The sequence below is a fragment of the Pedobacter cryoconitis genome, assembly GCF_014200605.1.
GTDB lineage: Bacteria > Bacteroidota > Bacteroidia > Sphingobacteriales > Sphingobacteriaceae > Pedobacter > Pedobacter cryoconitis_B.
In genome coordinates this window covers 138057-151350 of sequence record NZ_JACHCE010000008.1, presented here as the reverse complement: position 1 = coordinate 151350, position 13294 = coordinate 138057, and the positions used below count along the sequence as shown (strand labels likewise).

Genomic DNA, 13294 nt, shown 5'->3' with positions numbered 1-13294 from the left:
TCAACAAATATGATGATTAGGATCATTTGGTTATGGGTTGCTGTCATGGCGAGCCCTTTCCACATCCTTTACCTTTATCAATATGTCATTAGTTATTCGCTTTAAAAACTTTCTGGATGAAACCGGAAATATAGCACGTTTCACAGCACGGTTCTTTTCGGTAGGGATAAAACCCAGATATGAGAATAAGGAGCTCTCTAACCAATGTTACATCATTGGCTATCGTTCATTACCCTTAGTTGGACTTACTGCTTTTATTATGGGACTAGTACTCACAATGCAATTAAGGCCTTCCCTGGTAGACTATGGGGTTGAATCGCAGCTGCCAGTTATGGTTGGTCTGGCAATTGTCAGGGAAATTGGTCCGGTGATTACGGCTTTAATTTTTGCCGGAAAGATTGGCAGTAGCATCGGTGCTGAACTAGGTTCGATGAAAGTAACCGAGCAAATAGACGCGATGACAGTTAGTGGTATAAAACCTTTTAAATATCTTGTTGCAACACGTGTTTTAGCCACCACATTAATGCTGCCACTACTGACTATTCTTGGAGATGCCATTTCCTTATTTGGAGCTTATCTGGGCGTGAATATCAGATCAGTAACTAGTTTTGATCTGTTCTTCCTGCAGGTTTTTAAAAGCCTGGATTTTAGTGATGTCTTGCCAGCTATTATTAAAACCTTATTCTTTGGTTTTGCAGTAGGCATTGTAGGTTGTTACAAAGGTTTTAATTCAACTAAGGGTACACAAGGAGTTGGAATATCGGCTAATTCAGCGGTCGTTTTATCCTCTGTGATGATATTCATCATTGACCTACTAGCGGTGCAAATCACTGAATTAATGGGACTTAATTAACAGATCATGGAAACGGAGATAAAAGAACCTGTAATTGTTATAAAAGATCTTGTGAAGGCTTTTGGAGACAAAAAGGTATTAGATGGATTTAATTTGACGGTAGAAAAAGGCAGCAATGTCGTCATCCTGGGAAAATCAGGCTCAGGTAAATCTGTCCTCATCAAATGCATTATTGGCTTATTACAATCTGATAGCGGAAGTATTCTCGTCTTTAAGGGAAACATATCTCAAATGAATGAAGATGAACTAGATCAGGCCAGGTCCAAAATCGGCTTTTTGTTTCAGAGCAATGCACTTTATGATTCAATGACAATCCGCGAAAATCTGGAATTCCCTCTACTCCGGCACTGGGTTGACATCACTAAAGAAGAAGTTGAAAGACTGGTTAATGAGGCACTCGAAAATGTAGATCTGCTGCACACCATGGATATGATGCCATCGGAGTTATCAGGAGGAATGCTTAAGCGTGTTGCCCTGGCCAGAACCATGATTCTACGTCCAGAAGTCATACTTTATGATGAGCCTACCACAGGTCTGGATCCGGTTACCTCAAGGGAAATAGAAAATCTGATCCTTAAACTCCAGAAGAAGAACCATAGCTCTTCCATCATCATCTCGCACGATATGAACTGTGTAAAAAATACGGCTGATTTAGTTGTACTCTTACTGGAAGGTAAATGTTATACCAAAGGAACGTATGAAGAATTGAAGCAATCGACAGATGAAAATATTAAACAATTTTTCGAATAAAATAGCATGAGAAATCCAAAAGCAAATAATATCAAACTTGGGGCATTTGTATTGTCAGCATTAGTGCTCATGATATTCGCCTTTTTTATCATTGGTAAAAACAACAACATATTTGGCAATGACTTTAGACTGAAGGTCCGGTTCTCTAATTTAAATGGTTTAACAAAAGGGAATAATGTGCTCTTCTCTGGCCTGCAAGCAGGAACGGTTAAAGAAGTTGAACTAATCAACGATAGTACTATCGAGGTTACAATGCAAATCAATAGCAAAGTAAAATCATTCATTCATAAAAATGCATTAGCAGCTGTTGGAACTGAAGGTCTCATGGGCAATAAAGTGGTTAATATTAGCCCGGTGAAAGGAATTAGTAAAAAGGTCGAAGAAGGTGATTTGCTCAAGGTAAAGAACACGGCCAACATGGATGAAATCATTGCAAAATTATCTAAGACCAATGACAATGTAGCCAGTATTTCAGAAGTTCTAAAAGGAACAGTTTTGCGGATAGACAGCAGTGCAATTTTAAAATTAATTAACGACCAATCTATTGGTATTAATTTGAAGGCCTCCCTGAAAAATATTTACAAAACAACCAGCAATGCCAATGAAATGACAATAGGGCTAAACCATCTGGTTAATGACATCAAAAAAGGCAAAGGAACTGCTGGTCTTTTGTTGACTGATACCTCAATGGCCAGTACGTTGAAGGATGCGATTGTACAGATCAAAGCTGCCGGTGTCAATGCCAATCAAATGACCAACCAAATGAATACCATGGTAAAAGATTTAAATCATGAGCTAACCAATGGAAAAGGGCCTCTTAACACACTGCTAAAGGATTCCTTAACGGCCAAAAACATAAGCCTTACAATAGAAAATCTTCAAAAGGGTACAGACGGTTTCAATCAGAACATGGAAGCTTTAAAACATAACTTTCTATTCAGGGGATATTTTAGAAAACTTGACAGCAAAAAGAAAGAAGAACAATCGGAATTACTGAAAAGTTCTCAAAAGAAATAACACCCTAGATTTCCCCATATCAATTATATTAAGAAAATCAGATCAAATGGAATTTCATAAAATCCTAATCGCAATTGACAGTCATCCAAGTTCGGAAATAGTTGCCCTGAGTGGCCTGCAGTTAGCTAAACAGTTCAACTCAAAAGTAGCTCTGGTCAGTATTGTAGATCCAGATGGTATAACAGATCAGGATCCTGCAACGACCAGGGAACTAGATGATATGATGGAGCACAATTTAAATCGCAGTCAGATCAATGTAATTGAAAAGATATTCAAAGACTTTCCAATTAAAAGCTTTGTGGAACAAGGTACACCTTACAAAGTGATTATTGAAACGGCCGAAAAATGGGGGGCTGATATCATAATTATGGGCACACATAGCAGAAAAGGATTACCTCATTTACTTCTTGGTAGTGTTGCTGAGGATGTAATCAGGCACTCAAAGAAAACCTTAATTGTAATTCCAGTGAGTAATTAACGGACTACTAAAGCCAAAAATTTTGATACTAGTAAAAAAAGAAGGGGTTATTTTAAGGAAAACTCCGCTGGACTTTGAAAGTCAAGCTGTGCTCAATCCCGCAGTAATTAAACAGGGAAATCTTGTCTATATGTTTTACAGGGCGGTAAGTAAAAAGAATTATTCAACCATTGGCTTTTGTCAGCTGAACGGGCCGTTAGAAATTACAAAAAGACTCAATCTTCCAATTCTCACCCCGATGGGTGACACAGAATCCAGGGGAATCGAAGACCCGAGGATCGTAAAAATCGATGGATGCTACTATCTAACTTATACCGCTTTTGACGGATTCAATGCCATGGGCTCACTGGCAACATCTTTGGATTTAAAAACCTTTAAACGACATGGCATAATTGTACCTGTAATTTCGTTTCCTGAATTCAAATCCCTTGCACAGCATAAATGTAAACTCAATGAAAAATATTCCAGGTTTGCTCACGACAAGACCATTATCACCATGAATACAAGACTTCTTGTTTGGGATAAGGATCTCGTTTTTTTCCCCAGAAGAATAAATAATCAACTTTACTTTCTTCACCGCATCAAACCAGATATACAAATTGCCAGTGTAAATGAATTATCGGATCTGAATAACTTGTTTTGGACGAACTACCTGTTAAACTTTAATCACAATATCCTTTTGACTCCAAAATATGATCATGAAATAAGTTATATCGGTGGAGGGTGTCCACCGATAGAAACAACAGAAGGCTGGTTGGTGATTTACCATGGAGTACATGATACGACAAAAGGATACGTATATTCTGCATGTGCAGCCCTGCTGGATCTTGAAAACCCTGAAAAAGAGATAGCACGTCTACCCTATCCATTATTTAAACCTGAAACAGCATGGGAATTATCTGGTGAGGTCGATAGTGTATGTTTTCCTTCTGGCACTGCAATCTTTGGAGATACACTTTATATCTATTATGGGGCAGCAGATGAACAAATAGCCTGTGCCTCTGTTAATTTAAGTGCACTCCTTGCAGAGCTCTCAACTTTTAGGATTACTATCCTTTAGTATGAGTGCTTTGTTAAATTGATAATTCATCTTTCGGATATAAAACCTTGCTATTTGATTGTTCCGATCATATTTTCGGGACGAACCCACTGATCAAACTGTTCATTGGTTAACAAACCAAGGCCAACAGCAGCCTCCCTCAATGATTTATTATCCGCTAGTGCAGCCTTTGCAATTTTTGCGGAATTATCATATCCGATGTGTGGATTTAGCGCTGTCACGAGCATCAGTGAGGTTTCCAGGTGTTTTTTGATACCATCATAATTTGGCTCAATGCCAAGTGCGCAGTGTTCATTAAATGAATAGCAGGCATCCCCTATAAGCCGGGCAGACTGTAGAAAATTGGCGGCCATTACCGGTTTGAATACATTGAGCTGAAACTGCCCGTTTGACCCCGCAACGGTAATGGCAACATCGTTACCCATTACCTGAGCCGCAACCATGGTTACTGCTTCATTCTGAGTTGGATTGACTTTGCCGGGCATGATCGAGGAACCCGGCTCATTCTCCGGCAAATGTATTTCCCCTATACTGCATCTGGGTCCTGAAGCCAACATGCGGATATTGTTGGCAATATGCATGAGTGAAACCGCGATCTGTTTTAATGCACCATGACTTTCCACTATGGCATCGTGGGCAGAAAGTGCCTCAAATTTATTATCCGCTGTTCGGAACGGGAGACCAGTAAATTCTGCAATATACTTTGCGACAACAATATCATACCCAACAGGGGTATTCATTCCGGTACCGACAGCAGTGCCACCAAGTGCGAGTTCTGAAAGATGATCTAGGGTATGATGTAAAGCTTTCAGTCCGTGGTCCAATTGAGAAACATAACCCGAAATTTCCTGACCGAGCGTTAAAGGGGTTGCATCCATCAGATGGGTACGCCCTATTTTAACTACATTCTTAAAGTTTTCTGATTTTAGCCTTAATGTATCTCTTAGTTTTTCAATACCGGGGATGGTTACATCCACCAATATCTTATAGGCGGCGATGTGCATGGCCGTTGGAAAGGTATCGTTAGAGGACTGCGATTTATTAACATCATCATTCGGATGAACATATAATTTACCTTTTCCCAGGTCATTCCCCTGTAGTACATGGATCCGATTGGAGATAACTTCATTGGCATTCATGTTCGACTGGGTTCCTGAACCGGTCTGCCAGATGACCAATGGAAATTCCCCGAAGAGCTTACCATCTATAATTTCATCACAGACCTTTGCAATCAGATCTCTTTTATCTGCTGACAGCACATTTAAGTCTTTATTAGCATAGGCTGCTGCTTTCTTGAGGAAACCAAAGGCTTCAATGATCTCTTCCGGCATAGACGCCTTTGGGCCAATCTTAAAGTTATTTCTTGAACGCTCTGTCTGAGCACCCCAATAACGGTTTAAAGGAACCTGAACATCGCCCATGCTATCGTGTTCAATTCTTTCTATTACGGACATATTCTTTTATTTAAGTATACCGTAAAGATGCCGAGGTTTCGCTTGGTGTACCATGACACCAATCAAGACTATTGGTGATTTTAATCAACGGACGAAATATATGCTAGAGGCAGGCTAAAGTAAAAAGATGATCCATTATTAATTTCACTCTCCACCCATACCTTACCATTATGTCTTTTGATGATTTCAGCCGATAAATAGAGTCCTAAGCCAAATCCAGGTATTGATTTAGTATCCAGGCGTTTTATCCGATAATAACGATCAAATAATTTCTCCTGATCCTGTAACTTTATGCCTATACCTTTATCTTTCACGCAAACTTGAGCCATTCCATTAAACTCTATTGAAGAGACCTCAATCAGCTTTTCATCATTTGAGTATTTAATCGCATTATTAAGAAAATTATTGAGCACCTGACCAATTTTATCTCGATCCGCTTTCAAGGACAATTCTGCCCCCTCAACAAAGGCGATCTGAATTCCTGAATTTATAAAACGTGATTCCTCGACAATTTCATTAATTAAAATGTTCATTTCAAAAGTCTCCAGTTCTAAATGAATTTGCCCCTCCTCTGAACCAGAAACGGTTAGAAAACCGTTTATCATGGTATTCATTTTTTTGACAGCTGCATTTACCCTTCCCAGTGAAGTGTTAATAAGTGTATCTTCAACTTTTTTAACTTTTAAAGTGATTAATTGCATGTATGCCTGGATCGAAGTAAGCGGTGTCCTCAGATCATGGCTTACCATTGCAATAAAATCATTTTTTCTAAGTTCATCCTGTTTGTGTGCGGTAATGTCATTTAATACACCTGTAAAGTACTCCGGTTTTTTCTCATTGTTATAGGAAAGATTACCTAATATTCTAACCCAGTGTAACTGGTTATCATGAAAATTTCGAAAAGGAAATTCCAGATCACATTTATCACCACCGTTAAGACTAGCTTCAATAGCATTAATGAATTTATCCCTGTGTTCCTCCTCAATTCTTTCAACGACAGCCTCGTAGCTAAGTACCTGCTCTGAATAAAAGCCAAAAATTTCTTTAAAATGCACGGATGGTTGAAATGCCCGTGTTCCAACATGAATTGAAAAAGTACCCAATTCAGCAGAATCTATACTCATTCCAAGCATTTTATTACTGATATCCAATTCCAACTGAGTCTTCTTCAATTCGGTAATATCATTAAAAGTAATGATCGCACCACTATTCTTCTGATCAGATTGACGCACATAAGGCATGGTCATCACCTGGTACCATTTTCCATTATTGGTTTCAATCTCCTTGGTGATGACATTACCTTTACTCAACACATTTTTAACGTCTTCAATGAGGGTTTCAAACTTTATATTAGTGGTTATATGATTCAGTGGCCTCCCAATATCAGTTTCAAGTAAATTGATTTGTTTGACTGTACCAGGAGAAAATTTCATTAAAAGCAGGTCATTATTAATAAATAACTGCCCATTAACATTACTCCTGAAGTAATTATTCAGATCATCGTTAATTTCCAGTAGTTCCTTATTCTTCAACTGGTACTCAGAATTAATAGTATCCAATTCCTCGTTTACGGACTGCATCTCTTCATTGGTACTTTGCATTTCTTCATTGGCAGAAATCATTTCTTCATTAAAGGACTGCATATTTTCATTGGAAGCATCCAGTTGCTCGTAAGCAGAGCTTAGTTTCTCTTTTATTTCTTTTAACTCCTGTTCCAGGTCAAGTGTATATTGATCCTGAAAAACATCCTCATCAAAACCCTGAATCTCTCTTTTCGAGCTTTTGGCCAGTTTGCCTGCTGTAAAAGTGACCATTAAAAGCTTTTGTTCCTTTCTTTTGCTAACCAGAGGACTAACCACTAGATTCACATGGACAAACGAATCTGCCATTTTAATTTTTATACCATTCAAACGGGCTATTTGATTTGTCTTTAACACACTATTACTTAGCATATTGAATACCATTGCCAATTTCTTTGGTAATAGTTTCTCCAAATTAGATGTAAAGTGTTTTGGAAGCAAATATTTGCTCGTGTCTCCATAAGACTTGATGACTTCTTTGTTTTCATCTACACATACCACCAGGTAATCCTGTTCATCAGCAAGGTTGGTATGCATCATCTCGGCAAGCGACTGTAGCGGATCATTAGTCACCTGCTCGTTACTGGTATAAGTAGACTTATTTCTCACCTCTACGGAATCTGGCATTGAAAAAGCATCGAAACTCACGATTCTTTTTGACTTGATATTCCTATATAATTTATATTGTTTATTTACGACTTCAAGGTTCTGGATAATTGACATCGGATTCTCACTTGATCCCAGAAATAAATAACCATCCATTTTAAGTCCAAAGAGTAACATGCTAAATATCTTTTTTTGCAATACCGGCGCCATATAAATGAGCAGATTACGACAACTGATAAAATGCATATTACAATATGGCGGATTTTTAACCAAATCGTGCTGTGCAAAAATTGCCATTTTACGAAGTTTTGGCTTAATTCTATAGTGATTACCTTCCTTTAAGAAATATTTCTTTAATCGCTCAGCTGACACGTCTTTAACAATATCATTTGGATACACACCCTTACCTGCATGAACTAATGCCGTACTATCAATATCGGTAGCAAATATTTTCACTATAATATGTTCCAGTTCACCTGTCAATTGTTCGGCAATAAGAATAGCTAGTGAATACACCTCTTCTCCTGTCGCGCAACCTGCTACCCAAATTTTGAGTTCTTCCTTTGGTTTAAGTTTTTTTAATATACCAGGTAGGATATTATGTCTTATATACTCAAAAGCTTCCTTGTCTCTAAAAAAAGACGTTACACTAATCAAAAAGTCTTTTGATAGTGCCTCAATTTCTTCCAGCGAGGACTTTAAAAATGCCAGGTATTTTGTCAGGCTGGTAAAATCGTGATAGGCTGCCCTCCTTTTGGTGCGCCTTAATATGGTAGAGGATTTATAATCTGAAAAATCAAGAGGAGACTGCTGTCTGATCAATTCAACTATAGCCTTAAGGCTTACCTCATCATTGTAACTCTCGGCTTGCAAAATTCCCTCGTGTTTTACGTAATCTTCTATTGCACCAGGCATTGCTGCGGGCTCCAATACAAAATCTACCATTCCCGTAGCAATGGCCTTGGATGGCATACTGGGAAAAGCGGAAGTTTCCGGATTTCGGGCCATTATCATTCCACCAGCATTTTTAATAGCAACAAGTCCTTCAGATCCATCGCTTCCTAAGCCAGAAAGAATAATACCGATTGCTTTTCTCCCACAATCCGCAGCTAAAGAATTAAAAAATATATTGATGGTCAGATGTGCCCCCTTTGCTTCCTCCTTATCTCTTAAATACAACCTGTTATTTTCAATGGTCATATATTTATCGTGCGGAATAAGGTAAACCTGATTACACTCGACGAGCTTACCGTCAGTAGCCTCTTCTACAACCAGCTTGCTATGTTTAGCAAGCACTTCAACCATTCTACTTTTAAAAGAAGCTGAAAGGTGTTGAACAACAATATAGGATACTCCATCTAAAGGAGTATGATCAAAGAAAGAATTGATTTCATCCAGGCCACCGGCGGACGCACCAATTGCAATAATATATTCAGGTTCATTCATAACCACATCAGGTTAAAAGACAATAATTTTTTCATGGTTCAAGGTGTTAATAAAGCTTATTAGAAAACTTAAGAGAAATAATTGACACACAAAAGAAGAAAATGTTTCAGAAAGAAATAACTACTTAAAAGTAGGGTTAATTTTTAAATTGGTTATGGGGCAGGAGCTTTCTTGAACACGAGTAATGGAATTGCATCAGACCCTGCCAGTTTTTGAGTCAGACTTCCCCGAATTATTCTATCTAAAAAACCCTGGGCATGATGAACCATAACTAACAGATCCATGTCGCCGTGAGCCATCAACCAGTCCAACCCTTTTTTGTTACTTACATTTTTAATAGCCTTATAATGAATCTTAGGATAATCATTTTCACAGGAGATATCCAACATGATTTGCTGAACAGACTTATAAAAAGCTGGACTAACGTCACTTTCTTTATATACATGCGTGATAAATACCTCAGCTTTGAGTAAATTTGCCAATGCGATCAGCTTTCTGATGAATTTCATTTCATGATCTGGATCTTCAAAATCTGTAGCATAAGCAATCTTTTGGATTAGGGCAATTTTCGACGTTGGAGGAATAATAAAAAGTGCTGTTCCAATATCATCAATCAAACCTCTGCTATGATTTCCAAGTAGAAATGCACCTAAACCACTTCCATGTGCAGCAGTGATTACAAAATCTATTTGGATTTCAGCTGATATATCCTTTACCACATCCAGTAGTATCCCTGGATCACTTCTAAAGCTGATATCAGAATTGGGAATTGGGTAATCATCCATTTTTTCCAATTGCATTTTTAGCTTTTTTAATTCTACTTCACTTTCCTTTAAAAGAACATCAGATTCTTCTAAGGGCCAGGCTACAAAACCCGCAAGAGGAACCTCTGCCGGAACAATGACAACATTGCATAGAATTATTTTAGCCTGTATTTGCTTAGCCAGGCTGCAAGCGTAAACTGCCGCATGCTTTGCGGACTTAGAAAAATCAGTCAGTACCAATAGATTGTTCATTTCCTCTTCGTTGAAGTTATAAAGGTGAGCAATAGAAATTACTATTTCCTTGCGCAGGAACATCATTTCTGATGACAATGATCATCAATGAAAGGAACAAATCAAGCTAGCTTTATTTATCTTAAAAAAACAAGAAATGGAAGCAAAACTAAGCATCAATAATCTTCAGGATCTACTCGACCTGAACACATCACAATTTTCAAGTGCAGAAATTGAATTGAAAAGAAAACTCCTCGAATGGGCGAATATAGCCAGCTCCATGCAACTAAAGATGATCTTAAAAAAATACATCAGTTTTACCAGTCAACACTTACAGAGAATGGACACTTTTCTTGAACAGGAAAAGATTCTTTCGGTTAACAGGACAAACATGATCATGCTTGCATTCATTAAGTCTATCGATGAAAAACTAGAAGCCTGCAATAATCCTGAAATTAAGGACGCTTGTGTACTTGCTGGAATCCAGTCAATCTGCCACTTTAAGATTAGCAGTTATGGAACAGCGGCAGCATTTGCCAAACTGTTAGGCCTTTTGGAATTCGCAAACGTCTTTTACGAATCTGAGGTAAACGAAAAACACATTGATGATGAGCTGACACAATTGGCCAGTTATGAAATCAATATCCATGCAATGACGCCCTTGAATCTGGCGCAATAAGTGTTTTCTACATAAAAATGCCTTTGGAGGTTTTCCAAAGGCATTTTTTATTTTTCCTTTCACTAACGGGTCCTTTTGGCCCCAAAATGTCTGAGCATCCCTGCTGGCGATTAAAAAGGATCTGTTAATTTGCTGATCCGAATCAATTTTTTATTGACAAATTCCTGTATACCAAGACTAGACAACTCTCTTCCGTATCCAGACCCCTTAGTTCCACCAAAAGGCAAATCAGGCTGAGTCCAGGTTGGATGATTGATAAATACCATACCTGTATCTAGCTGTTCAGCTAAACGTTTCCCCCTTTCGATATCATTGGTAAAGATGCTTCCTCCCAATCCAAAAGGTGAATCATTGGCCAGCTCAATCGCCGCCTGCTCATTTTTCACCCTGTAAAAGGAAGCAACCGGCCCGAATAATTCTTCATGATACGCAGCCATTCCAGGTTTAATATCTCCTAAAATGGTAGCCTCAATAAATGCACCTTTACGATCAATTAATTTACCACCTAACAATATCTTCGCACCAGCTCTTACACTCCGCTGTACTTGTTCAACCAACTGAATGACGGCTCCCTCTGAGCTTAAAGGTCCTAACTCGGTCGCCTCATCCATTGGGTCTCCAACTTTCAACCCACTCAGTTTAGCCTTGAACTTATCCAAAAATTCATCAGCAACAACTTCCAACACGATAATTCGTTTTGAGGCTACACAGCACTGCCCTGTATTGTTCATCCGTCCAACAACAGCCCAATCAACAGCCTTATCCAAATCCGCATCTTCTAAAACAATAAAGGCATCGCTGCCACCAAGTTCAAGCACCGACTTCTTCAGAAACTTTCCGGCAGCAGTGGCGATACTTGCACCAGCAACCTCACTTCCTGTAAGGGAAACGCCTTTAATCCTTGGGTTTGCTACCACATCTTCTATGCGAGTCCCACTGACAAATAAATTGGTATACACACCTTTTGGTGCTCCAGCCTGCACAAACAATTCTTGAATTGCCAATGCACATTGAGGAACGTTGGAAGCATGTTTAACTAAAACGACGTTACCTGCCATAATGTTAGGTGCAGCAAAGCGAGCTACCTGATAAAAGGGAAAATTCCAAGGTTCAACCCCAAGAAGTACACCAATTGGAGTGCTCTTAATATAAGCTTCACCAAATTCAGTTTCCAACTTTTGGTCACTCAAAAATGCTTCCCCATTTGTAGCATAATAGTCTATAATATCGGCGCTAAGTGCGATCTCACCATAACTTTGAGCAATTAATTTACCCATCTCCAATGTGATCAATTTAGATAATTGGTCTTTCTGCTCACGCATCAATTTTGCAACACCGTGTAAGAGTTCCGCCCTTTGTACGTAACTGGTTTTGCGCCAGCTTTGGAAAGTTTCGTCAGCGATAGAAATTTCGTCTGCCACTAACTCTGGGGACATTTCCTGAAAACTTTTAATAAGCTCGTTACTAAAAGGATTAATGGTCTGTATAGCCATAATGTAGATTATTTATTTGAATTGTGTAACCATTACTATTGAGTAGCGTCTTTTTCCAGAACAGCTTTATTTCGCTGATACTCCTTAAGATCAATTGCGCCTCTGGCAAATCTTTTCTGTAAAATATCCAGTGGCCGCTCCTTTTTATTCCGTTGGCCAGGAATATCATAGGGTACAAGAAATATCCATACCAACATGATCAGCCAGATGAACCACCAAATGATGTCCATTCCAAAAAAAAGATTTGTATAAACCATGATTTTATTTAATTATTATTTTAAAATATCCCTGAACAAGCTTTTAATTTAATTCAGCCCGCAACACTTTTAGCTAATAAGATGTCCATCTGCTCGGCAACCCAATCGGATAGTAGATCTTCAGAATACCGACGAAGCATACTCACCTTTTTGAAAACAGACTGTCGTTCAGGGAAACTTTTACTTTCCCATATACTAAACTTCTCCTCAGACCGCAACATCTGTTCTTCATAATGAATTATTCCAATATTCTCGAATAAAGATTTTTGATTTTCAGTGAAGTATATCATATTCATTGTCATTTTAAATAGCAATTATTGTATTTTAGTTATCTCAATTAGATAATAAAGGTCTATTTAATCACCAACATTGGAAATGATGTTAATCATCTCCATATAAGATACTCGTCATCAGATCAACCCAACCTTACCAGAAAAAGCTTTACGTACTTAAAGCGGAACTAGTTCTAATGGATACTTTATTTCATTTTCCATTTCCAATTCTTGATTTCAGGAATGTCATCCAAGTTAAGATAACTGATGTCTTTGTATAATGAAAGTTCACCTGCCGGATCACTTATCAGCAATTTGACTGATCCATTTTTTTATCTACCAATTTCGAACCTG

At 38.3% G+C, this 13294-nt stretch carries 12 protein-coding genes; 6 read left to right on the top strand and 6 right to left on the bottom strand.

Annotated elements, in window-relative coordinates:
• Nucleotides 1–82: 82 nt before the first annotated feature.
• From HDE68_RS21060 to HDE68_RS21040, 5 genes are read left to right on the top strand one after another with little or no spacing between them, the layout of a single operon-like run.
• Nucleotides 83–853: an MlaE family ABC transporter permease gene (locus tag HDE68_RS21060; RefSeq protein ID WP_183884209.1), complete on the top strand. Its 771-nt coding sequence runs from the start codon at nt 83–85 to the stop codon at nt 851–853.
• A 6-nt stretch (nt 854–859) separates the two neighbouring features.
• Nucleotides 860–1603 carry an ABC transporter ATP-binding protein gene (locus HDE68_RS21055; RefSeq protein ID WP_111636050.1) on the top strand — a complete coding sequence of 248 codons (744 nt, stop codon included), beginning with the start codon at nt 860–862 and terminating at the stop codon, nt 1601–1603.
• A 6-nt stretch (nt 1604–1609) separates the two neighbouring features.
• Nucleotides 1610–2620, top strand: a complete 1011-nt coding sequence (locus HDE68_RS21050; protein ID WP_183884208.1) for an MlaD family protein — start codon at nt 1610–1612, stop codon at nt 2618–2620.
• 46 nt (nt 2621–2666) lie between these two features.
• The gene (locus HDE68_RS21045) at nt 2667–3098 is read left to right on the top strand and encodes a universal stress protein (protein ID WP_183884207.1); all 432 of its coding nucleotides are present in this window, start codon (nt 2667–2669) and stop codon (nt 3096–3098) included.
• 22 nt (nt 3099–3120) lie between these two features.
• A complete protein-coding gene (locus tag HDE68_RS21040) occupies nt 3121–4158 on the top strand; it encodes a pesticidal protein Cry7Aa (RefSeq protein WP_183884206.1) in 1038 nt (345 codons plus the stop codon).
• A 50-nt stretch (nt 4159–4208) separates the two neighbouring features.
• Here HDE68_RS21040 and fumC read toward each other — a convergent pair whose 3' ends face one another.
• From fumC to HDE68_RS21025, 3 genes are all read right to left on the bottom strand, one after another.
• Complete coding sequence (gene fumC / locus HDE68_RS21035) at nt 4209–5612, bottom strand: class II fumarate hydratase (protein ID WP_183884205.1); 1404 nt, start codon at nt 5610–5612, stop codon at nt 4209–4211.
• Nucleotides 5613–5692: 80 nt separating this feature from the next.
• Nucleotides 5693–9244, bottom strand: a complete 3552-nt coding sequence (locus HDE68_RS21030) for a chemotaxis protein CheB (protein WP_183884204.1) — start codon at nt 9242–9244, stop codon at nt 5693–5695.
• A 152-nt stretch (nt 9245–9396) separates the two neighbouring features.
• Nucleotides 9397–10260, bottom strand: coding sequence for a universal stress protein (locus tag HDE68_RS21025; RefSeq protein WP_183884203.1), 864 nt, complete (start codon nt 10258–10260; stop codon nt 9397–9399).
• Between the two features lie 136 nt (nt 10261–10396).
• On the opposite strand from HDE68_RS21025, the gene HDE68_RS21020 reads away from it, so the two are divergent.
• Nucleotides 10397–10918 (top strand): ferritin-like domain-containing protein, encoded by a 522-nt coding sequence (locus HDE68_RS21020; protein ID WP_183884202.1) that lies wholly within the window; start codon nt 10397–10399, stop codon nt 10916–10918.
• 110 nt (nt 10919–11028) lie between these two features.
• Here the strand turns inward: HDE68_RS21020 and HDE68_RS21015 are convergent, their stop codons facing one another.
• From HDE68_RS21015 to HDE68_RS21005, 3 genes are all read right to left on the bottom strand, one after another.
• A complete protein-coding gene (locus tag HDE68_RS21015) occupies nt 11029–12411 on the bottom strand; it encodes an NAD-dependent succinate-semialdehyde dehydrogenase (protein WP_183884201.1) in 1383 nt (460 codons plus the stop codon).
• Nucleotides 12412–12446: 35 nt separating this feature from the next.
• Nucleotides 12447–12641, bottom strand: a complete 195-nt coding sequence (locus HDE68_RS21010) for an SHOCT domain-containing protein (protein WP_245952870.1) — start codon at nt 12639–12641, stop codon at nt 12447–12449.
• A gap of 80 nt (nt 12642–12721) precedes the next feature.
• Nucleotides 12722–12958: a hypothetical protein gene (locus tag HDE68_RS21005; protein ID WP_183884200.1), complete on the bottom strand. Its 237-nt coding sequence runs from the start codon at nt 12956–12958 to the stop codon at nt 12722–12724.
• Nucleotides 12959–13294: the final 336 nt, after the last annotated feature.